The organism is Roseovarius tibetensis, assembly GCF_050896375.1.
Taxonomy (GTDB): domain Bacteria; phylum Pseudomonadota; class Alphaproteobacteria; order Rhodobacterales; family Rhodobacteraceae; genus Roseovarius; species Roseovarius tibetensis.
Genome location: NZ_JBPBBB010000003.1, coordinates 114,032 through 137,573, shown reverse-complemented (window position 1 = coordinate 137,573; position 23,542 = coordinate 114,032). Strand labels below are relative to the sequence as shown.

Below are 23,542 nucleotides of genomic sequence, written 5' to 3'. Positions count from 1 at the left end.
TCAAAGATCGGCCTCGTACCAGCCACGCGCGACATGGCTTTCATGAAGCATCACGCGGATCCTGCGCAGGCGTCCGTCATCGCCAAGCCCCTCGGTCTGTGCCGCATCGCGCAGTTTTGTCCAGATGTGGTGGCACAGAAATTCGGTTGTCGTGAATTTGCCTTCGAATTCAGGATTTTCATCAAGATTGCCGTACCGCAGCGGTTCCAGCGCGCGTGCCAGCGCATCCGTCGCACGCCCGATATCGACCACCAAGCCATGGGAATCGAGGTCTTCGGTGTAAAACGCAGCATCGACCACGAAGGTGGCCCCGTGCACCCCCTGCGCCGGGCCGAAAACGGGTGACGGCAGGGAATGAGCGATCATGATGTGATCGCGAACTTCAACGGCAAACATTCTAAGCCTTTCATTTATCCATCCGCAGCGAGGTATCACGCTTCGGGATGCGGTCAAGCGGCACATGCGGGCAGGCGAAACTCCGCACATTCGGGAACTTCGGTTGGCCTCACGCGGCAATGACCATATGTTTACCTCATTGAACCGGAATTGTTCGTTAAGGTCCCCGCGTCGGACGGATCTTGCGACGGAAGGACATTACGTGGCACCAATCGAGGCAACACGCGATCTTGAAGACCAGCGTCACTACGGAGCGGCCCTGAGCGGCCGGCCCGGCATGACGATTTTTGCGCGGCGCACCTTGGTGCTCGCGCTCAACGTCGTGACCGTGGGTGCGCTGTTCGGCGCAATGCTGTCGCTGTTCGCGCCGGGCGGGATCACCCTGGGCGAGGCGGGAATGCTCGTGGCCTTCAGCCTGACCTTGCCATGGTTGTCGATCGGGGTGTGGAACAGCGTGCTGGGGTTCCTTCTGGATCGCCGGTACGGCGAACGCGCCGCCGCGCACGTGACCCCCGCACTTGCGCGCATCAGTGGGGACGAGCCGATCACGGCGCGCGTGGCGGTCGTCATGCCGCTGCGCAACGAGGACCCGGACGCGTCCATCGCGCGGTTGCGCCGGTTGGAGCGCGAAATTGCGCATGGTCCCTACGCGGATAGATTTTCGTTCCATGTCCTGAGCGATACCGACAACGCAGGCATCGCCCTGAAGGAAGAGGCGCGGATCGCCCAGTGGCGCGCCGAGCAGCCGCAGGCGCGGATACACTATCGCCGCCGGACCGAGAATACCGGCTACAAGTCCGGCAACATCGCCGACTTCCTGCACGGCCCCGATGGCGAGTGTGATTTCTTCCTGCCGCTTGATGCCGATAGCGAGATGGGCGCGGACACCGTCCTGCGTCTTGTCCGGGTGATGCAGGCCAGCCCCGAGACCGGCATGCTGCAAAGCCTTGTGACGGGTCTGCCGTCGCGCAGTTTTTTCACCCGCGCGTTCCAGTTCGGGATGCGTCACGGCATGCGGTCCTACACACTGGGATCGGCATGGTGGCAAGCCGATTGCGGGCCGAACTGGGGGCATAACGTGCTGATCCGTACGGCCCCCTTCCGTGCGCATTGCATGCTGCCGGTACTGCCGGGACGTGGGCCGCTTTCGGGGCCGATCCTCAGCCATGACCAGGTCGAGGCGGTGCTGATGCGGCGCGCCGGATACGAGGTGCGGGTGCTGGCCGAGGAAAGCGACAGCCACGAGGAGAACCCGCCCAGCCTGGTGGATTTCATCCGGCGCGAGCTGCGGTGGATGAACGGCAATCTGCAATATGTCCGCCTTCTAGGGATGCCGGGGCTGAAGCCGGTCAGCCGTATTCAATTGGTGCTGGCTATCCTGATGTATGTCAGCGCGCCCGCCTGGATGGCGTTCATCCTGACCGGTGCAGGCCTGGCGGCCGGCGCCGCGCAGCCCGGCGCGGTGTCGTTGACGGCGGGTGTGTTGCTGTTCGTGCTACTGATAACGCTCAGTCTCTGCCCCAAGCTGATGGGGTTGGCCCAGGTCCTCACCGACAATCGGCGCAGTGCCGCCTATGGCGGGCGCGGACGTGTGATCCTGGGCGGTTTTGCCGAGATCCTGATGTCGATGCTTGTCGCCCCGATCGTGGCCCTGTCGCTTACCCGGTTCGCGATCGGCCTGTGCGTCGGACAACGCATCGGCTGGAACGCGCAGCAGCGCAGCCGCGACCGGTTGCGGTGGGACGACGCTGCGGGCGCCTTGTGGCCGCAGACCCTGACCGGGTTGGCATTGGTTGTGTGGCTTGGCGCGGTCGCGCCGTGGGCGCTGGTCTTCGCGGCGCCGATCCTTGTGGCCATGGTGGGCGCGATCCCGATCGCGGTCGTCTCGACCATGCCTGCGCTGAGCCGCTGGTCGATGGCACGTGGCCTGTTCGACATCCCCGAGGATCGACAGCCGACGGCACCGGACGCCGCGGCGATACGTGCCAACAGCGCCTGACGACGTAACGAGAGAGAGGAGAGATCGCATGAAACTCGACCGCCTGACAGCCGTTGCCGGCCTGTGCGCCGCGACCACCCTTGGCCTTGCACAGCCCGCGCAGGCCGCGCCCGCCACGTGGCAGATCGACCCCGAGCATACCGTGGTGGCCTTCACGATCATGCATATCGGCTATGCCAAGGTTCTGGGCCGATTTTCGCAGATCGAAGGCAACTTCGTCTACGATCCTGACACGCGGTCGCTTGGGCAGGTGCGTGTCGAGATCGGGGCGCGAAGCGTGGATACCGATCACGAGGCGCGCGACAATCATGTCCGCGGTGAGGATTTCCTCGATGCCGGCGATCATCCGATGATCACCTTCACCGCCGATGGCGGCACGGCCACGTCCGAGACCACAGGCACGGTCACCGGCGATCTGACGATCCGGGGCGTGACACAGCCCGTCACGCTGGACGTGACGCTCAACAAGCGCGCGGAGTATCCGTTCGGCCACGGCAAGGAAACGCTCGGGATTTCCGCGACGGCCGAGATCCAGCGCAGCGAGTTCGGCAGCACCTACGCCTTGCCCACCATGGTCGGCGATACGGTGGACATCATGCTGGAATTCGAGGCTATCCGCGCGGACTGATACCGGATCGCACAGCGGATCGCACGGGTACGCCGATTACGTGCCCGCGTTTTTCTCGGGAATGATCTGTTGTGCGATGCCGGCGAAAATCAGGTAGATGCTGGTCACGACCAACCCCCAATGTGCCCAGCTTTGCGGGTCGAAACTGACCCACGCCGCCCATGCCGCGAAGAATGTCCACGCGAACGCGACCGGAAGCGACACCCACCGCCAGCGTTTCGTGCGGACCGGGTGGATGAACTTCAACGGCAGGAACATCGCGACCGACAACGCCGCGACGAGCGCGAGAATGAACCAGAAATCCGGCTTTACGGCGAACATCACGAGGACAACCATGTTCCAGCAGCCGGGAAAGCCGTGAAACGAATTGTCCTTTGTCTTCATGCTCGAATCAGCAAAATACATGGCGCTTGCATAGGTGATCACGATGATGGCGACCCACCCGGTCCATCCGGGCAGCAGGTCGGACGAGAACAGCGCGAAGGCCGGGATGAAGACATAGGTGAGATAGTCGATGATGAGATCGAGAAGCACACCGTCAAAGCGGGGTGCGTACTGCCCGACATCGTATTTGCGGGCCAGCGGACCATCCACGCCGTCCACGGCAAAGGCCACGACCAGCCACAGGAACATCATCTCCCATTCGCGATCGATCGCCGCAAGCATGGCCAGCATGGCGAACACCGCGCCGGTGGCGGTCAGAAGATGGACGAGAAGGGCACGTGCATGAGCGGTCATGCGCGTGTCAATGGCCCAAAGCGATCGAATTTGCAAAGGGAAACCCGGCCCTTTTCGCAAGAGGCCGGGCAAGCATCAAATGCGACCGGCGGCGAAAGGCCATCCGCACGACCACGGCCGCTCAGTTCGACACGCGCACCTCGTCCAGCGGATAGGCGAGCATGTCTTGGGCCTCCCATGCGACGTGGCAATCGTGACAGAAACTCTGGCTGACGCCCATCATGGCGCCCGCGGGTGTGACGGCGCTGTAGGCCCAGTCACCTGTTTCGGGTGAGTCGCCGTCCCCCAGCTTGGTCATGATGAACAACGGTCCGACAACCCCCGCACCATCCTTGAGCGAGAAACTTTCCTTTGCCAGCACCGACCCGGCGGGCATGTCCACGCCCCCGGATGCGAAGGTCAGGTAGTCATCCGCCGCGACGTCGTTTGCGAAGGTCTGAAGAAAGCGCGATCCGTGCGCGCCGGCGACGGCGGGACGGGTCGAGGTCACGGTCCAGTCGCGATAGGCCCGTGCCACGTCATTGTCGCCTGTGGTATATCCTTCGATCATCACCGACTGCATGCAGTCATAGAATGCGGTGATCTGGTGTTCCGTCATCTCCGCCGCTGTGTCCGCCTCGACATTGCATGCGGCCGTGGCCGGGACGGTGAATGCGAGGCCGGCCGCAAAATGGGCCGCGATGGTGAGTAGGGCGCGCAAGGTCATGGCCGATCTCCGGTCTGCTGATTGAAATTCGACGTGTTCACGAAAACAAGTGTGGCAGAGCGTGTGGTCACATGAACCTAACTATCCTGTGAGATGACTTACGTGTGAGTGCGCGCGATCTCGGGGTGCAGGGCAGGGCACTGGCGCGACTTATCGCGACGCGTGTGCGCCCGCGTCGGCGCGGGGAGGCGCATCGCTGCTGAATCCTCTGTCACCCCCCTTTTCTCATGGTCCGCTTCGGTTATATGATACGCGACGAAATGGTCCGAACCGCAACGAGAGTACGACAGTAAATGATGACACTGCAGGTTCCCATGATGACGGGTCCGGGCGATGATGCGGATGACGACGGCCAGAGTTCTGTCGGGGTAAAGACACGTCCCAAGACGCAGCGCCCGCCGCTTTACAAGGTGCTGTTGCTCAACGACGATTACACCCCGATGGAATTCGTGGTCGCCGTGCTTGAGCGTTTCTTCGGCATGTCGCACGCGCAGGCGTTCGAGATCATGTTGACCGTGCATAAAAAGGGTGTGGCGGTCGTCGGTGTGTTCAGCCACGAGATCGCCGAAACCAAGGTCGGGCAGGTCATGGATTTCGCCCGCCGGCATCAACACCCTCTGCAATGCACGATGGAAAAGGAATAGCGTGACCGCGCCGTCACGCCTGTCGCTTGCCGTCGAGACGCGAGCCGTCGATCTGCCTCACTCGGGGCGGATCGCCGTGGTTCACCCGCGTATCGGCATGGACCTGTCGGCCCTGCACGCGGATCGTGTGCAGGTCATCACACCGATCAAGCCCGATTTCGACCATTTCGCGGCGCGCGGGTATGAGTGTGCGGTCGCGCCTGACGGGCGCTACGCGGCGACGCTTGTCTGTCTGCCCCGTGCAAAACCGCTGGCACGTGCCCTGATCGCGTCGGCGGCGGAGCTGACGGATGGCCCCGTGATCGTGGAGGGCGACAAGACCGACGGCGTGGAATCGATATTGAAGGAATGCCGACGGCGCGGTGCGGCGGACACGCCGCTGTCGAAGGCGCATGGCAAGATCTTCACCGTCACGTCAGGGGCCGATTTTTCCGACTGGCGCGCACGGGACGGGGCCGTGGCCGAAGGCGGGTTCGTCACCCTGCCGGGGGCTTTCTCGGCCGATGGGGTGGATCCCGGATCGCGGTGGCTTGCCGAGTGTCTGCCGGCTGCGCTTGGCGCGCATGTGATCGATCTCGGGGCCGGCTGGGGATACCTTGCGTCGCGCGCGCTTGAGCGGGACACACTCGCCCGGCTGGATCTGGTCGAGGCCGATCACAGCGCTCTTGATTGCGCACGCCGCAACGTCACCGATCCGCGCGCCGCGTTCTACTGGGCGGATGCGACGGCATGGCAGCCCGACACGCGCGCTGACACCGTGGTGATGAACCCGCCGTTTCACACCGGGCGCGCGGCCGATCCCGATCTGGGCCGTGCCTTCATCGCCACTGCGGCGGGCGCGCTCAAGCCATCCGGCACGCTGTGGATGGTGGCCAACCGCCATCTGCTTTACGAGGCGACATTGACCCAGCGATTCAGGCATGTCGACGAGATCGCGGGCGACACCCGCTTCAAGATCCTGCGGGCGCGTCATCCGTCGCGTCAGCCCCGGTAGAATCGCCCACTGTCACAACAGACCAGCTTGAAAGGCTCATGTCATGTCATTCACCATCGCGGGAAAGACAGCCATCGTCACCGGCGGTGCCAACGGGATAGGTCTCGCCATCGGGCGGCACTTTGCCGACAAGGGCGCCAACGTGATGTTCGCCGACAAGGACGAGGCGCAACTCAAGGCGGAACTGGGCAAGGCCGCCGAGGCCGACAACGTCCGCTATTTCGCCGGGGATCTGCGCGAAAGGCTGGCGCAGGCCAACCTGTTGTCGGCGACGCTGGACGCCTTTGACCAGATTGATATCCTGGTGAACGCGTGCCGCCAGGTGGTGCCGTCGGATCCGCTCAACCCCGATGATGACGCGGTCGAAATGCTGTTGCAGCAGAACCTGATGACCTCGCTGCGGATGAGCCAGATGGTCGCACGGCGCATGATCAAGCAAAGCGACGGGGATACCGACACTGTGGCTGGCACCATCGTCAACCTGTCGTCGATCGCTGCGCGGCGCACGCATCCGGACCTGATGGCGTATTCCATCTCGTCCGCGGCTCTTGATCAGATGACCCGCAGCCTTGCCGTGGCGCTCGCCCCGCACCGGATCCGCGTCAATGCCGTCGCTTTCGGGTCGGTCATGAGCGCGTCTCTCAAGGATACGCTGCGCGATCACAGCGATTACCGTGAAGATATCGAATGCCATACGCCGCTGGGGCGTATCGCGTCGGCCACGGAACTCGCAGAGGCGGTGCAATACCTGTCCTGCGAGGGGTCCAGCTTCATGACCGGACAGATCCTGACCATGGATGGTGGGCGCACCCTGCTTGATCCTGTCGCCGCCCCGGCGCATTAAGGGGTCGGACAGCGCCGAGGAATGACCGATGAGTGAAGATTTTACCGATAAGAAAACCCGTGCCGCCGCATGGTTTCGGCAGTTGAGGGACGACATCGTCGCGGCCTTCGAAAATCTTGAAGACAGCCACACCACCGGCCCGTTATCGGACGCGGCCCCCGGCCGGTTCGAGGTGACCGAGACCACGCGCGCCAGCGACGATGGATCGGATGCCGGCGGCGGCCTGATGAGCGTGATGCGTGGTGGGCGCGTCTTCGAGAAGGTGGGTGTCAACGTCTCGCAGGTCTACGGACACCTGGGCGAGGCCGCTCAAAAGGCGATGGCGGCGCGCGGCGTGCCGGGGATGGCGGACGATCCGCGTTTCTGGGCGTCGGGGATCAGCCTCGTGGCGCATATGCAGAACCCGCACGCCCCGGCGGTGCACATGAACACCCGGATGTTCTGGACCCCCGGCGCGTGGTGGTTCGGGGGTGGCTCGGACCTGAACCCGTGCATCGAATATGACGAGGACACGGGCCATTTCCACGACACGCAAAAGGCGCATCTGGCGCCGCACGGGGCGGATATCTATCCCCGGCTCAAGGCGTGGGCGGACGAGTATTTCTATATCCCGCACCGTCACCGTGCGCGCGGCGTCGGCGGCATCTTCATGGACGACCGCAACACCGGCGACTGGGAGGCGGATTTCGCCCTGACGCAGGATATCGGCCGGGCCTTCCTGCCGGCCTATCTGCCGCTGGTCGAGAAACGCCGCGTGCAGGACTGGTCAGACGCGGACCGCGAGACGCAGCTTGTGCATCGCGGTCTATATGCCGAGTACAACCTTGTTTATGACCGGGGCACCAAGTTCGGGCTGGCCACCGGCCACGATGCCAATGCCGTCCTGATGAGCCTGCCCCCGCTGGCCAAGTGGCACTGAGACGCGGGGACGGATCTGCCGGTCAGTCCAGCAGAGTCTTCAGGTACCGGCCGTAGTCGTTCTTGCCGAACGTCTCGGCCCGGTCCGCGAGCGTGCCCGCGTCGATCCAGCCCTTGCCATAGGCGATCTCGTCAAGGCAGCCGGTCTGCAACCCTTGACGTGCCTGTAGCGTGCGCACGAAATTGCCGGCATCGAGCAGGCTGGCATGCGTCCCGGTATCCAGCCAGGCATAGCCGCGCCCCATCGTCTCCACGTGCAGCGTGCCGGCTTTAAGGTACATCTCCAGCAGTGACGTGATCTCCAGCTCGCCACGATCCGAGGGTTGCACCTCGCGCGCCAGTCTTGGCGCATCCCCGTCAAGGAAATAAAGCCCGGTGACGGCGTAGCGCGAGGGCGGGTTCGCCGGTTTCTCGATGATCTCGCGGGCGCGGCCCTCGGCGTCGAAGCCCACCACGCCGTAGCGTTCCGGATCCGACACGTGATAACCGAAGACCGTGCCGCCCGTCGCCCGCGCATCCGCACCGGACAGAAGCTGCGGCAGGCCGTGCCCGAAGAAGATGTTGTCGCCCAGCACCATTGCCGATGCCGCGCCGCAAAGAAAATCCTCGGCCAGCGTATAGGCCTGTGCCAGGCCGTCGGGGCTGGGCTGGGTGATGTATGTCAGGCTGAGACCCCACTGGCTGCCATCGCCCAGAACCGTACGGAACTGGTCCTGATCGTGGGGCGTGGTGATCACGGCGATCTCGCGGATGCCGGCCAGCATCAGGATAGACAGCGGGTAATAAACCATCGGCTTGTCGTAGATCGGCAGAAGCTGCTTCGACACGCCCATGGTGATCGGGTAAAGCCGGGTGCCGGACCCGCCTGCAAGAATGATACCTTTGCGATCGCTCATGTCGTTGATACTCCAAGCTGGTCGAGAATACGGGGCAGGGCGGTGCGCCAGTCCGGACGGGCCAGACCGAAAGCCGCTTCGGTACTGCGGCAATCGAGGCGGGAATTGAGCGGCCTAGCCGCGGGCGTGGGATAATCCGCCGTCGGGATGCCGGTCACGGCGACCTTGCGGCCGGCGGCGTCGAAGATTGCCTCGGCAAAGCCTTTCCAGCTGACATCCGGTGCCCCGGTAAAATGGTAGGTGCCGCCCCGCGCCGGGTCGTCGCGCAGATGCGCGGCGATGGTCAGGCACGCGTCGGCGATGTCGCCCGCCGGTGTCGGGCCGCCGATCTGGTCGTCGACGATGGACAGCGCGTCGCGGGTCTCCGACAGGCGCAGCATGGTCTTGAGGAAATTCCCGCCATGTGCGGAAAACACCCACGCCGTGCGCAAGATCACATGCGCGACGCCGCTATCGCGAATGGCCGCTTCACCAGCAAGCTTGCTGCGGCCATAGGCGCCAAGCGGGCCGGTGACGTCATCGGGGGCGAAGGGCGTGGTGCCACTGCCGTCGAAGACGTAATCGGTCGAGATATGCACCAGCGGAATGTTTGCGGCGGCACAGGCGCGGGCCATCGCCGCAGGCGCGTCGGCGTTGATGCGGGTGGCCAGCGGCTCCTCGGCCTCCGCACGGTCCACGGCGGTGAAGGCGGCTGCATTGATGACCGCCTCGGGACGGTGTTGCGCGATTGCCGCTGCGCAGGCCTCGGGGGTCTCGAGGTCGGCGTGCTCGCGGCCCAGACAGACGGCGTCGGGCGCGCGGCGGGCCAGTTCCGTGGCCACCTGTCCGGTGCGACCAAAGACCAGTAGTGTCATGTGCCCGTGCCTGCGCGTGTTGCGGTGCCAACCCGGCTGCCGACCCCGTCCATCTTAAGCAACGGGGTCCACCACTCGGGATTGTCGAAATACCACTGGACGGTCCGGCGCAACCCTTCCTCGACCGTGACCGATGGCTGCCATCCCAGTTCGCGGCTGATGCGCGCGGGGTCGATGGCATAGCGCGCGTCGTGCCCCGGCCGGTCGCTGACAAACCGGATGAGGTCGCGGTGGCCACCCGCCGCGGTGCCGCGCATCGTGTCCATGAGGTCGCAGATCGTGTGTACCAGGTCGATGTTGCGCCGCTCGTTATGGCCGCCCACGTTGTAGCTGCGCCCCGGCACGCCGCGTGTGACGGCGAGCAGCAGGGCATCGGCGTGGTCTTCGACATACAGCCAGTCGCGCACGTTCTCGCCTTGCCCGTAGACCGGGATCTCCAGCCCGTGCAGCGCGTTGAGGATGACCTTGGGGATCAGCTTCTCGGGAAAGTGGTAGGGGCCGTAATTGTTGGAACAGTTGGTCAGCACCACCGGCAGGCCGTAGGTGTGAAACCACGCCCGCACCAGATGATCCGAGGCCGCCTTGGAGGCCGAATAGGGGCTGCGCGGATCGTAGGACGTGTCCTCGGTGAACAGCCCCTCGGCCCCGAGCGAGCCGTAGACCTCGTCGGTCGAGATGTGGTGAAACCGGAAGTCGTCGGGATGACCTGCGCGGGCCCAGTAGGCGCGCGCCGCCTCGAGCATGTTGTAGGTGCCGGTGATGTTGGTCTCGACGAAATCGCCGGGCCCGTCGATCGAGCGGTCGACATGGCTTTCGGCGGCAAGATGCATGACGGCATCGGGCGCATGGTCCGCAAAGATCCGGTCGAGTGCCGTGCGGTCCCGGATATCGGCATGCTCGAATCGGTAGAGCGGGGCGTCGGCGACCTCGGCCACGTTGGCGGGCAGACCCGCATAAGTGAGCGCGTCAAGATTGATAACCTCGTGTCCGCGCGCCACGGCAAGGCGTACCACCGCGGACCCGATGAACCCGCAACCGCCCGTGACGAGAAGTTTCATGGTCTCAGCCCTTCCATTCGAAATACGTCGGCAGGTCGCGCAGCCGGGGGGCGGCGGCATCCTTGTCCGACAGGATCGGGGGCGTGTCCAGCCCCCAGTCGATGCCTATATCGGGGTCGTCGAAACGTACGCCCGCATCACAGTCCGGCGCGTAGTAATCGGAGCATTTGTAGACGATCTCGGTATCGGGCTCGCGGGTGACGAAGCCGTGCAGGAACCCCTCGGGGATCAGCAGTTGGCGGCCGTTGTCGAAGCTCAGCTCGGTGCCCGTCCAGACCCCGAAGGTCGGGCTGCCCTGACGGATGTCGACCGCAACGTCGTAAAGCGCGCCGCGTCCGCACCGCACCAGCTTGGCCTGCGCATGTGGCGGGGTCTGGAAATGCAGACCCCGCAGCGTTCCCGCCTCGTGTGACAGTGAATGATTGTCCTGCACGAAGTCGATGTCGATCCCGGCCTCGGCCATGCGGCGACGGTTCCAGCTTTCGCTGAAAAACCCGCGCCTGTCGCCGAATCGTGCCGGCTCTATGATCAGCACACCCGGCAATTCGGTTGTCAGAACCTGCACGCGCATCCTCCGGTATTGTTTCCACCCGCGTGCCGTAACAAGGCCCCGGTTGCATGTCACGTCGAACCCGCGCAATTGCTGCGGGAAATGACCAGGCTGTGCCGCATCCGCGATACTCTTGCACAACCGGATGTCGCCGCGATGCGGGGATGGCGGCACCAAATCGGTTTTATCGCCCCGATTGCGGCGCTATAGGCGGGTCATGGCAAAAGGGCGCAAATCTTCGAAGACGTCCCGCGGCGCGGTGCGGGTTGATGTGCCGGCCGCCCTGTGGGGCTGGACCGTGCGCATCGTGGTGATCTCGGCCCTTGTGGTGGTCGGCGTGATCGCCGCGCATCGCGTGATCGAGCCGCCGCGCACCTTCTACATGGGCCAGGAGGCGCGCAGATTGACGGAGATCCGTCACGACTGGGTGCCGATGACGCAGATCGCGCCGGTCATGGCCCGCGCGCTGGTGGCGGCGGAAGACGCGAATTTCTGCCAGCACTGGGGTTTTGACATGTCCGCCATCCGCGACGCCATCGCGGACGGATCGGGCCGCGGGGCCTCGACGCTGAGCCAGCAAGTGGTCAAGAACGTCTACCTGTGGCACGGGCGCAACTGGCCGCGCAAGGCGCTGGAGGCGCTGATGACGCCCGTCGTCGAGGCGTTCTGGCCCAAGCGGCGGATCGTCGAGGTCTATCTCAACGTGGCGGAGTTCGACACCGGTGTCTTCGGCATCGAGGCGGCGGCACGGCATTACTTCGGGGTGAACGCGGCAGGGCTGAGCGCGGTGCAGGCCGCCAGGCTGGCCGCGGTGCTGCCCGATCCCAAGGGGCGTTCCGCCAGTCAGCCCTCGGCGTGGTTGCGCAATCGTGCCGCGGACATTCTCGACGGGGCGGCGACCATCGCGCGCGACGGGCGCGCCGCGTGTTTCGAGGATTGAAACCCGCCGTCAAAGGAGGCATTGAAGGATCGTTCTGGAAACCGAAGGATGCCGCAGACGATGGCCAAGCTCTATCACGTTCCGCTCTCGCCGTTCTGCCGCAAGGTGCGGCTGAGCCTTGCGGAGAAGAAGATCGAGTGCGAGCTGGCCGAGGAGCGCTATTGGGAGAAGGACCCAGATTTCCTGCGCCGCAACCCGGCCGGAAAGGTGCCGGTCCTGCGGGTCGATGGCCGGACCATGGCCGAAAGCGGGGCGATCTGCGAATACCTTGAAGAGGTATATCCCGAGCCCGCCCTGATGCCGCAGGATGCCACCGCGCGCTACGAGGTGCGCCGGCTGGTCGCGTGGTTCGACGACAAGTTCCATCACGAGGTGACGTCGAAGCTGCTATATGAACGGGTCAACAAGAAGGTCATGAAGCAGGGTTTTCCCGACAGTCGCAACGTCAAGGACGGCGCGCGCGCCATCAAGTATCACCTTGATTACATGGCGTGGCTGCTGGACCGTCGTCGCTGGCTTGCCGGCGATGTGATGACCCTTGCGGATTTCGCCGCCGCGGCACATCTCAGCGCGCTGGATTACATCTCGGACGTGGACTGGCAGCGCAGCGACGTGGTCAAGGATTGGTATGCCAAGATCAAGTCACGGCCCGCGTTCCGCGGTATCCTGGCCGACCAGGTGCCCGGATTTCCGCCGCCGGCGCATTATGCGGATCTGGATTTCTAGGCTAGGGTGCCCAAAGGCCGGACCAGCGTGGGTCCGTCTTGAACATGTGCGACGGGCCGGTCGAAGGGGCGCTGCCCCTCTTGGCCTGCGGCCAATTCACCCCGGAGTATTTTGGGAAAGATGAAAGACGGGCTGAAACAAAAACTCCAGGCGCAGTCCCGGGCCGAGGGGTTCGATGCCTGTCGCCTGTGCCGCCCTTGGGATGTAGGGCACGTGCCAGAGCGGCTGGCGGCCTATCTGGAGCGCGGCTATCATGGCCAGATGGGCTGGCTGGAGGCGCGCAGCCAGTGGCGCGGTGCACCGCAGGTCCTGTGGCCCGAGGCGCGCACGGTGATCGTGCTGGGCGAAAGCTACACGCCCGACGGCGACGCGCTGGCCGGTCTCGCGCAGCGGGATAGAGGCAACGTTTCGGTGTATGCGCGCGGGCGTGATTATCATGACGTGGTCAAGACACGGCTCAAGCGGCTGGCGCGGTGGCTGATCGCCGAGGCCGGTGGCGAGGTGAAGGTTTTCGTCGACACCGCCCCGGTGCCGGAAAAGCCTCTGGCCGAAGCCGCGGGTCTGGGATGGCAGGGCAAGCACACCAACCTGGTCAGCCGAGAACTGGGAAGCTGGTTCTTCATCGGGTCGGTCTTTACCACGCTGGAGCTTGAGACCGATCCGGCCGAAGCCGATCATTGCGGGTCCTGTCGCGCCTGCCTCGACGTCTGTCCGACCGACGCGTTTCCGGCCCCCTATCAGCTGGATGCGCGGCGCTGCATCTCCTACCTGACGATCGAGCACAAGGGTCCTGTGGACGAGGCGCTGCGCCCCGGCTTGGGCAACCGGATCTATGGCTGTGACGATTGCCTGGCGGTGTGTCCGTGGAACAAGTTCGCGGTCGAGGCGCACGAGGTGAAGTATCACGCCCGCCCCGATCTGGTCTCGCCGCCACTGGCCGAGCTTGCGGCGCTGGACGACGCCGGTTTCCGGGCACGGTTTTCCGGCAGCCCGATCAAGCGGATCGGGCGCGACCGGTTCGTGCGCAACGTGCTGTACGCGATCGGGAATTCCGGGGACCCGGCGCTGCGCGAGGTGGCGCAAGGCCATTGCGAGGACGCGGATGCGACGGTTCGGGACGCGGCACGGTGGGCGGTCATGCGGCTTGGTACCTGATGGGCCGCGGGTGGCGCGGTCGACCCCCGGACATATGGAAACGGGATGCGAGGCGATGCGGTCCCAAACGAGGAAAGGAATGCTGTCATGACAGCGATGGATCGGTTCGATACGGATCTTGCCAGTCGGCTCGACGGTTTGCGCGACGAGGGTCTTTACAAGACGGAACGGGTGATCGCCTCGAAACAGGGGGGTGAGGTGCAGCTTGCAGGCGGGGCGCAGGTGGTGAACCTGTGTGCCAACAATTACCTCGGCCTTGCCGATCATCCCGATGTGATCGCGGCGGCGCATGCGGCGCTGGATCGTTACGGGTTCGGCATGGCCAGTGTCCGGTTCATCTGCGGCACGCAGGAAGAGCACAAGGAACTCGAGACGCGGATCGCAGGGTTCCTCGGGCTGGAGGATGCGATCCTTTATGCCGCCGCGTTCGACGCCAATACGGGGCTTTTCGAGACGCTGCTGGGCCCGGAGGACGCGATCATCAGCGATGCCCTGAACCACGCCAGCATCATCGACGGGGTGCGGCTGTGCAAGGCGCAGCGGTACCGTTATGCCAACCGCGACATGGCCGATCTGGAGCGGTGCCTGCGCGAGGCGCAGGGCGCAAGGCACCGGATGATCGCCACCGACGGCGTGTTCTCGATGGATGGCTATTACGCGCCGCTGGACGAAATCTGCGACCTGGCGGCGCGGTACGACGCGTTGGTGATGGTGGACGACTGCCATGCCACCGGCTTTGTCGGCGCAACGGGGCGCGGCACGCCCGAGCATTTCGGGGTGACGGACCGTGTCGATATCCTGACCGGCACCCTGGGCAAGGCCCTTGGCGGGGCCTCTGGCGGCTATACCGCGGCCTCTCGCCGGGTCGTCGACTGGCTGCGGCAACGCTCGCGGCCGTATCTTTTTTCCAACACGCTGGCGCCGGTGATCGCGGGCGCCTCGTTGCGGGTGTTCGACATGCTCGAGGATGGCGCGGAGCGGCGCGAAAGGCTGTGGGACAACGCGGCCTATTTCCGCGAACGGATGGGGGCGCTCGGGTTCGAGTTGTTGCCCGGCGCGCATGCGATCATTCCGGTGATGCTGCGCGACCCGAAACTGGCGCAGGAAATGGCGGCGCGGTTGAACGATCATGGGGTTTTCGTTACCGCGTTCAGCTTTCCCGTGGTGCCGAAAGGGCAGGACCGGATCCGGACGCAGATGAGCGCGGCAGTGACGCGCGATATGCTGGACCGGGCGATCAATGCGTTCGAGGTCGTGGGCCGGGACCTGGGGGTGATCCGATGACCAACGAGATGAGGGCGCTGGTGAAATCGCGGCCCGAGCCGGGGCTGTGGATGGAGCATGTTCCCGTGCCCGAGCCGGGGCCGACGGATGTCCTGATCAAGGTGCGCAAGTCCGCGATCTGCGGCACCGACGTGCATATCTGGAAGTGGGACGCGTTCAGCGCCAAAACCGTGCCTGTGCCCATGGTCGTCGGGCATGAATTCGCAGGCGAGATCGTCGAATGCGGTGCGGCAGCCCGCAAGTACCGCGTCGGCCAGCGGGTCTCGGGCGAGGGGCACATCGTCTGCGGGGCGTGCCGCAACTGTCGCGCGGGGCGCGGGCATCTGTGCCGCAACACCAAGGGGGTCGGTGTCCACCGGCCCGGCAGCTTTGCCGAATACCTGCGCCTGCCCGAAACCAACGTCGTGCCCATTCCCGACGATATCCCCGACGAGATCGCGGCGATCTTCGATCCCTTGGGCAATGCCGTGCATACCGCGCTCAGCTTCGATCTGGTGGGCGAGGATGTTCTGGTCACCGGCGCGGGGCCCATCGGCATCATGGGGGCGCTGGTCGCGCAGAAGGCCGGGGCACGCAAGGTGGTGATCACCGATATCAATCCCTACCGGCTGGATCTGGCGCGGCGTGTCGGGGTGCAGCACGTGGTCGATGTCGGCCAAGAGCAGCTGCGCGACGTGATGGACACGATCGGCATGACCGAGGGCTTCGACGTCGGCCTCGAAATGTCGGGGGCCTCGGCGGCGATGCAGCAGATGATCGCGCGAATGAACAATGGCGGCAAGGTGGCCCTGCTGGGGATCGCGCCGACCGAGTTCGCGGTCGACTGGAACGCCGTCATTTTCAAGATGCTGCATATCAAGGGCATCTATGGCCGGGAGATGTTCGAGACGTGGTACAAGATGATCGCACTGGTGCAATCGGGTCTCGACCTGTCGGAGCTGATCACCCACCGGATCGGCATTGATGATTTCGAGGCCGGGTTCGCCGCGATGATCTCGGGCGACTCCGGCAAGATCGTCATGGATTGGTAAGGCTGGGCCTGCCGCGCATTGTCTCTTTGGCATGCGCACGTCCCAAGGTGGCCGCGCAAAGACGTGGCATCGCAGATCAGGCCCGCGCGATCACGTTTCTCAGGGCAGGAGATCTTCGATCTTCGTGGTAATGGCCTGCGACATGGGACGCTCGGCTGAGCCCCATGTGCCCGCCACGCGGCCATCGGGGGCAATCAGCACCTTGTTGAAATTCCAAGACGGAGCAAATCCCGCATCGCTGGCGAGCGATGCGTAGAACGGGTGCGACTGTGATCCGCGTACCGAGGTGATTGTGGTCATCGGCATATCGATGCCAAAATTGACCTCGCAGAAGTCCTTGACCTCTTCTTCGCTGGACAGTTCCTGCCGGAAGTCGTTCGAGGGGACGGCCAGCACGACCAGCCCGCGGTCGCGATATGTGTCGTAGAGTGTTTGCAATCCGTCATACTGATGGGTGAATCCGCAACGCGACGCTGTGTTGACCACGAGAACCGGCTGCCCTTGCCAGTCGTCCAGTCGCAACTCGCCCCCGTCGATGTTGCCGAATGGCGTGGCAAGGTCGAGTGCGGCTGCGGGCAGCGCAACCATGCTGGCTATAAGCATCACGATAAAGCGCATTTTATCCTCCGAATATTATGTAAAAAATACGCCGGGCGCTGCGGATTGGATCACTCTCGCGCCCTATTTGATTTCGCGTCGTGCGCCCCATCTGTTACGTAGAGGCAAAAAGGAGACGTCGAGACGTGACCGACTATAGCAAGGACCCCGAACGAGTCGCCGCCCTGTCGCCCGAAGAATACAGGGTGACCCAGCAAAACGGGACGGAGCGCCCGGGCACGGGTAAATACCTGAGCAACAAGGCGCCGGGCATTTATGTGGACATTGTCAGCGGCGAGCCGCTTTTTGCGAGCGCGGACAAGTACGAGTCCGGCTGCGGCTGGCCGAGTTTCACCAAGCCGCTGGAGCCGGCGCATGTGAAGGAGCTGCGTGACGCCTCGCTCGGGATGATGCGCACCGAGGTCCGGAGCGCGCATGGAGACAGCCATCTCGGCCATGTCTTTCCCGACGGCCCGCGCGACCGGGGGGGCTTGCGCTATTGCGTCAACTCGGCAAGCCTGCGTTTCATTCATCGCGACGACATGGAGGCAGAGGGATACGGCGCGTATCTCGATCAGGTGGAGGATGTGACATGAGCGAACGTGCAGTACTGGCCGGCGGCTGTTTCTGGGGCATGCAGGATTTGATCCGCAGGCTCGACGGTGTGATCTCGACCCGCGTGGGGTATACCGGCGGCGACGTTCCCAATGCGACCTACCGCAATCACGGCACCCATGCCGAAGGGATCGAGATCATCTTTGATCCCGAAAAGATCAGCTATCGGCGCATTCTAGAGGTGTTCTTCCAGATCCACGACCCGACCACGCGGAACCGTCAGGGCAACGACGTGGGCATGAGCTACCGCTCGGCCATCTATTATTGCTCGGACGCGCAACGGGACGAGGCATTGCGGACCGTCGCTGATGTCGAGGCCAGCGGCCTGTGGCCGGGAAAGGTCGTGACCGAGGTCGAACCCGTGGGCGATTTCTGGGAGGCCGAGCCCGAGCATCAGGATTACCTGAAGAAGGTGCCCAACGGCTACACCTGCCATTTCCCGCGCCCTGACTGGGTCCTGCCGCGCAAGGGGGCCGAGACGGACGCCTGAACCATGGCGCCGCCAGAGCGCACACGACCGATGACGGGCATCGCGCTCAAGCTTTGCTCGGTCACGCTGTTCATCACCATGGCGTCGTTGATCAAGGCGACGTCAGGCCATGTGCCGGCGGGCGAGGCGGTGTTCTTTCGGTCGTTCCTCGCCCTTCCGGTGATCCTGATCTGGCTGGCGCTGCGCGGCGATCTGCGGACCGGGCTCAAGGTGCGGTCGCCGATGAACCATTTCTGGCGGGGCTTCGTGGGCACGGCGGCCATGGGGCTTGGGTTTGCCGCCCTCGGCCTGTTGCCGTTGCCAGACGTTACAGCGATCGGCTATGCCGCTCCGCTGCTGGTCGTGGTGTTTGCCGCGATGTTCCTCGATGAACGCGTGGGCATGGTCCGGATCGGCGCGGTGGCGCTCGGGCTTGCGGGGGTGCTGATCGTGCTGGCCCCGCGACTGACGGCACTGAGCGGGCCGACCGTGCAAACCGTCGAGGCCGTTGGCGCGGTGCTGGCACTGACCGGCGCGATGTGCGCGGCCCTCGCGCAGATCTACGTCCGCAAGCTGGTGCAGACCGAGGAAACCAGCGCCATCGTGTTCTTCTTCTCGATCACCGCCGCCGGGCTGTCGCTGCTGACGATCCCGTTCGGCTGGGTGATGCCGACCGCCCCCGAGATCGGGTTCCTGATGCTGGCCGGATTGCTGGGCGGGTTGGGACAGATTTTCCTGACCTCGTCCTACCGCTTTGCCGATGCGAGCGTGGTGGCGCCGTTCGATTACGCCTCGATCCTGCTGGCGCTCGGGATCGGGTATTTCGTCTTCGGCGAGGTGCCGACGGTGGCGATGCTGTCAGGGGCGACGCTGGTAATCCTGGCGGGCATCCTCATCATCCTGCGCGAGCGGCAACTGGGTATCCGGCGCAACAAGGCACGGTCCGCCCGGACACCGGAATAGGGACGGGACCGATCTTTGGCGGGCGTTGGGGATGGGCACCACTGCGCGGCGTTTCTCCGGTTCTTCCAACGACCGCTCAAGGCCAATGTCAGACCCCTATCCCCCCATCAGCGTCGCAAGCGCATAAGGTGGCCACAGCATCGCGCGGCGCAGCCGCCCGAGGGGCCAGCGGCGCGGCGGGGTGCGCAGGATCTGCGGGTAGGGATGTCGCGGGGTCCGGTCCATCGCCAGATCGGCCAGCAGCGCGCCGGAATAGCTGCCCATGGCCACGCCGTTGCCGTGGTAGCTGAGGCCGGTAAAGGCCCCCGGCATGTCGGGGATCGGCCCGGCATAGGGCGTGAGGTCGGGCGAAAGGGACAACAGGCCATTCCAGCTATGTGGTGTTTCGACATGGCGCCACGCGGGAAACATCGCGTCGAAATGGGTCCGGATGGTCCGGTGCATGCGGGCGTCGAAGTGCTGTGACGAGAACAGCCCGCCACGCATGCCGAACAGCATCCGATTGTCGGGCATCAGGCGGAAATAATGCAGAAAGAAGCGGTCGTCGTAACACATCTGCCGGCTGGTCCAGCCTTGCGCGGCAAGTTCCGTATCGGTCATGGGCCGGGTGACGATGACGTTGGATTGCGTCGGCAGGTAGCGCGCGCGCATCCAGTCCGGCAGGTCGTCCGAGGAATAGCCGTTGGTGGCCACGATCAGCCGGTGGGCGGTGATCCGTGCCTCTGGCGTGGAAAGATGGAACTTCCCGGCCTGACGTATCGCGGTGACGGGGGATTGCGCATGGATGCGTGTCCCTGCGCGCGTCGCCGCCTCTGCCAGACCGACCGTGTATTTCATCGGGTTCAGCGCCACGCCGACGGGTGTGGTCAGCGCCGCGTGAAACGGCCCGTTCATGCCCATTTGCGCCAGCTCCGGGCCGGGGGTCAACTGTGGCGTGACCCCGTAATCGGCCTTTATCCGTGCCGCGCGGGCGCCAAGGCCGCGCGCGGCGCGTTCGGTATGGGCCAGCAGTGTTTCACCATCGGAATGCAGATCGGCCTCTATGGCGTGGCGCGCGATCAGGTCGCGGGCAAAGCGGGCCGCTGCCACCTCGCTGCGGCGGTAGTCGCGGCGCGCCTCTTCTCCGTGTTGCTTTCGCAGGATCGTGTCCGACGCGGCAGATCCACCAAGGCAGCAAAAGCCGCCGTTGCGCCCTGACGCCCCCCAGCCGGGGGTCTGCGCCTCGAACACGCGCACATCCTGACCGGCCTTGGCAAGGTGCAGTGCCGCCGAAAGCCCCGTGAACCCTGCGCCGATGATCGCCACGTCGCATGATATCGTGCCTCGGGCCGCCGGATATTCCGGCGCCGTGACCGTGTCCGGCCAGTAGCAGTCCGCCCGCGGGCCGTTGCCGTAGGTATGGGCTGGATAGATACGGCTCATCCCTTGGCCGCGCCCAGCTCGTCGGCTTGCTGGCGCAGGCTGGCGCGTTTGGTGATCAGCGAGGCGCTGACCACCCCCACGGCGACGATCCCGATCATGATGGTCGACAGCGCGTTGATCTCGGGGCTCAGACCCAGACGGATCGACGACCAGATCTTGATCGGCAAGGTCGTGGCAGAGGGTCCGGCCGTAAACGACGCGATCACCAGATCATCAAGCGACAGGGTAAACGCCAGAAGCCAGCCCGAAATGACGGCCGGCGCGATGATCGGCAGGGTGACGAGACGGAATGCATCGAAGGACGAACAGCCCAGATCGCGCGCGGCCTCTTCGAGCGACAGATCGAAGCTGACGAGTCGCGAGGAGACGACGACCGAGACGAAGCACATGGAAAATGTCGTATGTGCCAGAATGATGGTGAAGATGCCGCGATCCACACCGATGCCGATGAACAACAACAGAAGCGACAAGCCGGTGATGACCTCGGGCATGACCAGCGGGGCGTAGATCATGCCCGAAAACAGCGTGCGGCCCGCGAACCGCCCCGCCCGTACCAGCACAAGCGCCGCCATCGTGCCCAGCACCGTAGCCACTGTCGAAGAGACGACGGCCACCTGAAGCGTCACCCAGGCCGCATCGAGAAAGGCATCGTTCTGGACCAGCGAGACATACCAGCGCGTCGAGAACCCGCCCCAGACCGTCACCAGTTGCGATGCGTTGAAGCTGTAGACGATCAGGATGATCATCGGCAGGTATAAAAAGGCGAACCCGAGCGTCAGCGAGGTCGCGTTGAACCATGTGATCCGCCTCATCCTTCGGTCTCCCGCTGTTTTTCCACGTTGCGCTGGAACAGCACGATGGGGATGATCAGGATCAGCAGAAGCACGATCGCCACGGCGCTTGCGACCGGCCAGTCGCGGTTGTTGAAGAACTCTTCCCACAGAACCTTGCCGATCATCAGCGTCTCGGACCCTCCCAGAAGCGACGGGATGACGAACTCGCCGATGGTCGGGATCAGGACCAGAAAGCAGCCCGCGATGATGCCCGATTTCGAAAGCGGCACGGTGATCAGCCAGAAGGCCTTGATCCGGGAACATCCCAGATCCTCGGCCGCCTCCAGAAGCGAGCCGTCCATGCGCTCCAGCGTCGAGTATATCGGCAGGATCATGAAGGGCATGTAGGTGTAAACGATCCCGATATAGACCGCGACGTTGGTGTTCAGGATCGTCAGCGGGGCCGAGATCACGCCGAGACCCAGCAGAACCTGGTTGAGATAGCCCTCGGTCGACAGGATCCCCATCCACGAATAGACCCGGATGAGAAACGATGTCCAGAACGGCAGGATGACCAGCATCATCAGCGTCGGCCGCCAGTGATCCGGTGCGCTCGCCATGCCGTAGGCGATCGGGTATCCGACCAGCAACGTCAGCACCGTCGCGATAACGGCGATCTGCACGGATGACAGGTAGGCCTTCCAGTACAGATCGTCGGTTGTCAGGAAGATGAAATTCTCGAAATCCAGGCGCGTGACGAAGTCCCTGATCCCCTGCCACCCGTTCGAGAAGTCAAGCGTCGGCGTATAGGGCGGAATGGCCAGCGCGATATCCGACAACGAGATCTTGAACACGATGAGAAAGGGCACCAGGAACAGCGCCAGCAGCCACAGATAGGGCACGAGGATGAGAAGCGCGCGCCTCATTCGGTCAGGACCACGCCTGCGGTCTCGCGAAAGCTGATCCAGACCGTGTCTTCCCAGGTTATGTCGCGCTGCGCGACGCGGCGGGTATTGGCAGCCTGCACCTTGACCATGAGGCCCCCGGCCAGTTCCACGTGATACGTGGACAGGTTGCCAAGATAGGCGATGTCGATCACCTTGCCCTGAAACGCGTTGGCCGCGTCGGGCTGCGTCTTGGAAATCCCCAGTTTCTCGGGGCGCAGGGCAAGGGTGACGCGCTGGCCCTCAAGCGACGGGGCGCCGTTGCTGACAACGAGCGGCGGCTGACCCTCGGACCAGTCGATACTGATGCCGCCGTCCGCTGTCGGCGTCCGCTGTTCGGCGGGTGCTTCGGTGACAGTCGCAGGTGCGGGCAGTTGTCTTGGTGCCTCGGTGCGCGGCCCGATAAAGTATTTCAACAGCCGGTCGTGCAGCCATTTGCCCCTGTCGTTGGGGTGCGCCACACGATCTTGCCTTTCGGACGTGTCGGACTGCCGACTTGGGGACGTGGCGCCCGCGGGGTTCGTTTCCGCGGCGGGGGCCGGTTCGCGCGCCGTTGCCGTCCCCTCGATCAGGTTCACCTCGCCGATGAAATCGGCCACATAGCGCGACGCGGGCATCTCGTAGATGGTTTGAGGCGTGTCGGCCTGTATGATGCGGCCGGTATCCATGACCGCCACGCGCGACGCCACGGTCATCGCCTCTTCCTGGTCGTGGGTGACGATCACGAAGGTCGTGCCGGTGGTCTCCTGGATATCCATCAGCTCGAACTGGGTGGCCTGCCGCAGCTTGGCGTCGAGCGCGCCCATGGGTTCGTCCAGCAACAGCAGTTTCGGCGCCTTCGCCAGCGAGCGGGCAAGCGCGACGCGCTGCCGTTGGCCGCCGGAAATCTGGTGCGGCTTGCGCTTTGCGAACTTCTCCAGCCGGGTCAGCTTGAGCATCTCGTCGACACGCGCCACGATGTCGGCCTTTGGCATGCCCGCGCGCTTCAGGCCAAAGGCGATGTTGTCCCAGACCGTCAGATGCGGAAACAGCGCATAGGACTGGAACATCATGTTGACCGCGCGCTTGTTGGGCGGGATGGGGGCGATATCCTGACCGTTCAGCAGGATCTTGCCCTCGGTCGGGGTCTCGAACCCCGCAAGCATCCGCATCATCGTCGTCTTGCCACAGCCCGACGGTCCGAGCAGCGCAAAGAATTCCTTTTCGTAGATGTCGAAGCTCTGGTCGTCGATCGCCACGAAATCACCGAAACGCTTGGTGACATTCCTGAACTGGATCAACGGCTTGGCGTTCGGATCGTTCCACGGCTCGAAAACGGTTTGTGACATGCCGCTCCCCGGCTTTGGTGAATACCCCCCGCGCAGGACCGCGGTCCCGACGCGGGGGATCAGGGCTTGG

The 23,542-nt window shown here is 64.3% G+C and carries 26 protein-coding genes; 14 read left to right on the top strand and 12 right to left on the bottom strand.

The window, feature by feature from the left end:
- Nucleotides 1-396, bottom strand: a complete 396-nt coding sequence (locus ACROSR_RS03640) for a 6-pyruvoyl trahydropterin synthase family protein (RefSeq protein ID WP_432682409.1) — start codon at nucleotides 394-396, stop codon at nucleotides 1-3.
- Nucleotides 397-598: 202 nt separating this feature from the next.
- On the opposite strand from ACROSR_RS03640, the gene mdoH reads away from it, so the two are divergent.
- Both mdoH and ACROSR_RS03630 read left to right on the top strand, forming a co-directional pair.
- Nucleotides 599-2,395 carry a glucans biosynthesis glucosyltransferase MdoH gene (mdoH, locus tag ACROSR_RS03635; protein ID WP_432682408.1) on the top strand — a complete coding sequence of 599 codons (1,797 nt, stop codon included), beginning with the start codon at nucleotides 599-601 and terminating at the stop codon, nucleotides 2,393-2,395.
- Nucleotides 2,396-2,423: 28 nt separating this feature from the next.
- On the top strand, nucleotides 2,424-3,023 hold the full coding sequence (locus ACROSR_RS03630) for a YceI family protein (protein WP_432682407.1): 600 nt from the start codon (nucleotides 2,424-2,426) through the stop codon (nucleotides 3,021-3,023).
- A 36-nt stretch (nucleotides 3,024-3,059) separates the two neighbouring features.
- On the opposite strand, the gene ACROSR_RS03625 is transcribed toward ACROSR_RS03630, so the two are convergent.
- Nucleotides 3,060-3,761: a CDP-alcohol phosphatidyltransferase family protein gene (locus ACROSR_RS03625; protein ID WP_432682406.1), complete on the bottom strand. Its 702-nt coding sequence runs from the start codon at nucleotides 3,759-3,761 to the stop codon at nucleotides 3,060-3,062.
- A gap of 121 nt (nucleotides 3,762-3,882) precedes the next feature.
- Nucleotides 3,883-4,467: a cytochrome P460 family protein gene (locus tag ACROSR_RS03620; RefSeq protein ID WP_432682405.1), complete on the bottom strand. Its 585-nt coding sequence runs from the start codon at nucleotides 4,465-4,467 to the stop codon at nucleotides 3,883-3,885.
- A gap of 296 nt (nucleotides 4,468-4,763) precedes the next feature.
- Here ACROSR_RS03620 and clpS point away from each other — a divergent pair, with 296 nt between their 5' ends.
- Genes clpS through hemF form a run of 4 tightly spaced genes read left to right on the top strand, consistent with a single transcriptional unit; the run spans nucleotide 4,764 to nucleotide 7,868 of the window.
- Nucleotides 4,764-5,111, top strand: a complete 348-nt coding sequence (clpS, locus tag ACROSR_RS03615; RefSeq protein ID WP_432682404.1) for an ATP-dependent Clp protease adapter ClpS — start codon at nucleotides 4,764-4,766, stop codon at nucleotides 5,109-5,111.
- Nucleotide 5,112: 1 nt separating this feature from the next.
- The gene (locus tag ACROSR_RS03610) at nucleotides 5,113-6,105 is read left to right on the top strand and encodes a class I SAM-dependent methyltransferase (protein ID WP_432682403.1); all 993 of its coding nucleotides are present in this window, start codon (nucleotides 5,113-5,115) and stop codon (nucleotides 6,103-6,105) included.
- A gap of 43 nt (nucleotides 6,106-6,148) precedes the next feature.
- Complete coding sequence (locus ACROSR_RS03605; RefSeq protein WP_432682402.1) at nucleotides 6,149-6,949, top strand: SDR family NAD(P)-dependent oxidoreductase; 801 nt, start codon at nucleotides 6,149-6,151, stop codon at nucleotides 6,947-6,949.
- Nucleotides 6,950-6,977: 28 nt separating this feature from the next.
- Nucleotides 6,978-7,868: an oxygen-dependent coproporphyrinogen oxidase gene (gene hemF, locus ACROSR_RS03600; RefSeq protein ID WP_432682401.1), complete on the top strand. Its 891-nt coding sequence runs from the start codon at nucleotides 6,978-6,980 to the stop codon at nucleotides 7,866-7,868.
- 22 nt (nucleotides 7,869-7,890) lie between these two features.
- On the opposite strand, the gene rfbA is transcribed toward hemF, so the two are convergent.
- The 4 genes from rfbA to rfbC are packed head-to-tail and all read right to left on the bottom strand — an operon-like array spanning nucleotide 7,891 to nucleotide 11,246.
- Nucleotides 7,891-8,763 carry a glucose-1-phosphate thymidylyltransferase RfbA gene (rfbA, locus tag ACROSR_RS03595; RefSeq protein WP_432682400.1) on the bottom strand — a complete coding sequence of 291 codons (873 nt, stop codon included), beginning with the start codon at nucleotides 8,761-8,763 and terminating at the stop codon, nucleotides 7,891-7,893.
- Nucleotides 8,760-9,617 carry a dTDP-4-dehydrorhamnose reductase gene (rfbD, locus tag ACROSR_RS03590; RefSeq protein WP_432682399.1) on the bottom strand — a complete coding sequence of 286 codons (858 nt, stop codon included), beginning with the start codon at nucleotides 9,615-9,617 and terminating at the stop codon, nucleotides 8,760-8,762. Before rfbD ends, rfbA begins: the two co-directional genes overlap by 4 nt.
- Nucleotides 9,614-10,675, bottom strand: a complete 1,062-nt coding sequence (rfbB, locus tag ACROSR_RS03585) for a dTDP-glucose 4,6-dehydratase (protein WP_432682398.1) — start codon at nucleotides 10,673-10,675, stop codon at nucleotides 9,614-9,616. The genes rfbD and rfbB overlap by 4 nt, the downstream gene beginning before the upstream one ends.
- 4 nt (nucleotides 10,676-10,679) lie before the next feature.
- Nucleotides 10,680-11,246: a dTDP-4-dehydrorhamnose 3,5-epimerase gene (rfbC, locus tag ACROSR_RS03580; protein ID WP_432682397.1), complete on the bottom strand. Its 567-nt coding sequence runs from the start codon at nucleotides 11,244-11,246 to the stop codon at nucleotides 10,680-10,682.
- A gap of 196 nt (nucleotides 11,247-11,442) precedes the next feature.
- Here rfbC and mtgA point away from each other — a divergent pair, with 196 nt between their 5' ends.
- From mtgA to tdh, 5 genes are all read left to right on the top strand, one after another.
- Nucleotides 11,443-12,165 carry a monofunctional biosynthetic peptidoglycan transglycosylase gene (gene mtgA / locus ACROSR_RS03575; protein WP_432682396.1) on the top strand — a complete coding sequence of 241 codons (723 nt, stop codon included), beginning with the start codon at nucleotides 11,443-11,445 and terminating at the stop codon, nucleotides 12,163-12,165.
- A gap of 60 nt (nucleotides 12,166-12,225) precedes the next feature.
- Nucleotides 12,226-12,891, top strand: coding sequence for an FtsZ-binding protein FzlA (gene fzlA, locus ACROSR_RS03570; RefSeq protein ID WP_432682395.1), 666 nt, complete (start codon nucleotides 12,226-12,228; stop codon nucleotides 12,889-12,891).
- Nucleotides 12,892-13,011: 120 nt separating this feature from the next.
- Nucleotides 13,012-14,046, top strand: coding sequence for a tRNA epoxyqueuosine(34) reductase QueG (queG, locus tag ACROSR_RS03565; protein ID WP_432682394.1), 1,035 nt, complete (start codon nucleotides 13,012-13,014; stop codon nucleotides 14,044-14,046).
- 87 nt (nucleotides 14,047-14,133) lie between these two features.
- Nucleotides 14,134-15,330, top strand: coding sequence for a glycine C-acetyltransferase (locus ACROSR_RS03560; RefSeq protein WP_432682393.1), 1,197 nt, complete (start codon nucleotides 14,134-14,136; stop codon nucleotides 15,328-15,330).
- Between the two features lie 8 nt (nucleotides 15,331-15,338).
- Nucleotides 15,339-16,361, top strand: a complete 1,023-nt coding sequence (gene tdh, locus ACROSR_RS03555) for an L-threonine 3-dehydrogenase (RefSeq protein ID WP_432682487.1) — start codon at nucleotides 15,339-15,341, stop codon at nucleotides 16,359-16,361.
- Between the two features lie 99 nt (nucleotides 16,362-16,460).
- On the opposite strand, the gene ACROSR_RS03550 is transcribed toward tdh, so the two are convergent.
- Entirely contained in the window at nucleotides 16,461-16,979 is a 519-nt protein-coding gene (locus ACROSR_RS03550) for a glutathione peroxidase (protein ID WP_432682392.1), read from the bottom strand.
- Between the two features lie 125 nt (nucleotides 16,980-17,104).
- Here ACROSR_RS03550 and msrB point away from each other — a divergent pair, with 125 nt between their 5' ends.
- From msrB to ACROSR_RS03535, 3 genes are read left to right on the top strand one after another with little or no spacing between them, the layout of a single operon-like run.
- Complete coding sequence (msrB, locus tag ACROSR_RS03545; protein WP_432682391.1) at nucleotides 17,105-17,554, top strand: peptide-methionine (R)-S-oxide reductase MsrB; 450 nt, start codon at nucleotides 17,105-17,107, stop codon at nucleotides 17,552-17,554.
- Complete coding sequence (gene msrA / locus ACROSR_RS03540; protein WP_432682390.1) at nucleotides 17,551-18,063, top strand: peptide-methionine (S)-S-oxide reductase MsrA; 513 nt, start codon at nucleotides 17,551-17,553, stop codon at nucleotides 18,061-18,063. Before msrB ends, msrA begins: the two co-directional genes overlap by 4 nt.
- A 3-nt stretch (nucleotides 18,064-18,066) precedes the next feature.
- Entirely contained in the window at nucleotides 18,067-19,005 is a 939-nt protein-coding gene (locus ACROSR_RS03535; RefSeq protein WP_432682389.1) for a DMT family transporter, read from the top strand.
- A gap of 96 nt (nucleotides 19,006-19,101) precedes the next feature.
- Here the strand turns inward: ACROSR_RS03535 and ACROSR_RS03530 are convergent, their stop codons facing one another.
- From ACROSR_RS03530 to ACROSR_RS03515, 4 genes are read right to left on the bottom strand one after another with little or no spacing between them, the layout of a single operon-like run.
- Nucleotides 19,102-20,427 (bottom strand): NAD(P)/FAD-dependent oxidoreductase, encoded by a 1,326-nt coding sequence (locus ACROSR_RS03530; RefSeq protein ID WP_432682388.1) that lies wholly within the window; start codon nucleotides 20,425-20,427, stop codon nucleotides 19,102-19,104.
- Nucleotides 20,424-21,239, bottom strand: a complete 816-nt coding sequence (locus ACROSR_RS03525) for an ABC transporter permease (protein WP_432682387.1) — start codon at nucleotides 21,237-21,239, stop codon at nucleotides 20,424-20,426. The genes ACROSR_RS03530 and ACROSR_RS03525 overlap by 4 nt, the downstream gene beginning before the upstream one ends.
- Nucleotides 21,236-22,126, bottom strand: coding sequence for an ABC transporter permease subunit (locus ACROSR_RS03520; RefSeq protein WP_432682386.1), 891 nt, complete (start codon nucleotides 22,124-22,126; stop codon nucleotides 21,236-21,238). The genes ACROSR_RS03525 and ACROSR_RS03520 overlap by 4 nt, the downstream gene beginning before the upstream one ends.
- Nucleotides 22,123-23,472: an ABC transporter ATP-binding protein gene (locus tag ACROSR_RS03515; RefSeq protein ID WP_432682385.1), complete on the bottom strand. Its 1,350-nt coding sequence runs from the start codon at nucleotides 23,470-23,472 to the stop codon at nucleotides 22,123-22,125. Before ACROSR_RS03515 ends, ACROSR_RS03520 begins: the two co-directional genes overlap by 4 nt.
- Nucleotides 23,473-23,542: the final 70 nt, after the last annotated feature.

What these genes read in the sequence shown, in the direction of transcription:
- ACROSR_RS03640 (WP_432682409.1), bottom strand. Translation starts at nt 396, where the DNA reads ATGTTTGCCGTTGAAGTTCGCGATCACATCATGATCGCTCATTCCCTG.
- ACROSR_RS03630 (WP_432682407.1), top strand. Translation starts at nt 2,424, where the DNA reads ATGAAACTCGACCGCCTGACAGCCGTTGCCGGCCTGTGCGCCGCGACC.
- ACROSR_RS03625 (WP_432682406.1), bottom strand. Translation starts at nt 3,761, where the DNA reads ATGACCGCTCATGCACGTGCCCTTCTCGTCCATCTTCTGACCGCCACC.
- ACROSR_RS03620 (WP_432682405.1), bottom strand. Translation starts at nt 4,467, where the DNA reads ATGACCTTGCGCGCCCTACTCACCATCGCGGCCCATTTTGCGGCCGGC.
- clpS (WP_432682404.1), top strand. Translation starts at nt 4,764, where the DNA reads ATGACACTGCAGGTTCCCATGATGACGGGTCCGGGCGATGATGCGGAT.
- ACROSR_RS03605 (WP_432682402.1), top strand. Translation starts at nt 6,149, where the DNA reads ATGTCATTCACCATCGCGGGAAAGACAGCCATCGTCACCGGCGGTGCC.
- hemF (WP_432682401.1), top strand. Translation starts at nt 6,978, where the DNA reads ATGAGTGAAGATTTTACCGATAAGAAAACCCGTGCCGCCGCATGGTTT.
- rfbA (WP_432682400.1), bottom strand. Translation starts at nt 8,763, where the DNA reads ATGAGCGATCGCAAAGGTATCATTCTTGCAGGCGGGTCCGGCACCCGG.
- rfbD (WP_432682399.1), bottom strand. Translation starts at nt 9,617, where the DNA reads ATGACACTACTGGTCTTTGGTCGCACCGGACAGGTGGCCACGGAACTG.
- rfbB (WP_432682398.1), bottom strand. Translation starts at nt 10,675, where the DNA reads ATGAAACTTCTCGTCACGGGCGGTTGCGGGTTCATCGGGTCCGCGGTG.
- rfbC (WP_432682397.1), bottom strand. Translation starts at nt 11,246, where the DNA reads ATGCGCGTGCAGGTTCTGACAACCGAATTGCCGGGTGTGCTGATCATA.
- mtgA (WP_432682396.1), top strand. Translation starts at nt 11,443, where the DNA reads ATGGCAAAAGGGCGCAAATCTTCGAAGACGTCCCGCGGCGCGGTGCGG.
- fzlA (WP_432682395.1), top strand. Translation starts at nt 12,226, where the DNA reads ATGGCCAAGCTCTATCACGTTCCGCTCTCGCCGTTCTGCCGCAAGGTG.
- queG (WP_432682394.1), top strand. Translation starts at nt 13,012, where the DNA reads ATGAAAGACGGGCTGAAACAAAAACTCCAGGCGCAGTCCCGGGCCGAG.
- ACROSR_RS03560 (WP_432682393.1), top strand. Translation starts at nt 14,134, where the DNA reads ATGACAGCGATGGATCGGTTCGATACGGATCTTGCCAGTCGGCTCGAC.
- tdh (WP_432682487.1), top strand. Translation starts at nt 15,339, where the DNA reads ATGAGGGCGCTGGTGAAATCGCGGCCCGAGCCGGGGCTGTGGATGGAG.
- ACROSR_RS03550 (WP_432682392.1), bottom strand. Translation starts at nt 16,979, where the DNA reads ATGCGCTTTATCGTGATGCTTATAGCCAGCATGGTTGCGCTGCCCGCA.
- msrA (WP_432682390.1), top strand. Translation starts at nt 17,551, where the DNA reads ATGAGCGAACGTGCAGTACTGGCCGGCGGCTGTTTCTGGGGCATGCAG.
- ACROSR_RS03535 (WP_432682389.1), top strand. Translation starts at nt 18,067, where the DNA reads ATGGCGCCGCCAGAGCGCACACGACCGATGACGGGCATCGCGCTCAAG.
- ACROSR_RS03530 (WP_432682388.1), bottom strand. Translation starts at nt 20,427, where the DNA reads ATGAGCCGTATCTATCCAGCCCATACCTACGGCAACGGCCCGCGGGCG.
- ACROSR_RS03525 (WP_432682387.1), bottom strand. Translation starts at nt 21,239, where the DNA reads ATGAGGCGGATCACATGGTTCAACGCGACCTCGCTGACGCTCGGGTTC.
- ACROSR_RS03520 (WP_432682386.1), bottom strand. Translation starts at nt 22,126, where the DNA reads ATGAGGCGCGCGCTTCTCATCCTCGTGCCCTATCTGTGGCTGCTGGCG.
- ACROSR_RS03515 (WP_432682385.1), bottom strand. Translation starts at nt 23,472, where the DNA reads ATGTCACAAACCGTTTTCGAGCCGTGGAACGATCCGAACGCCAAGCCG.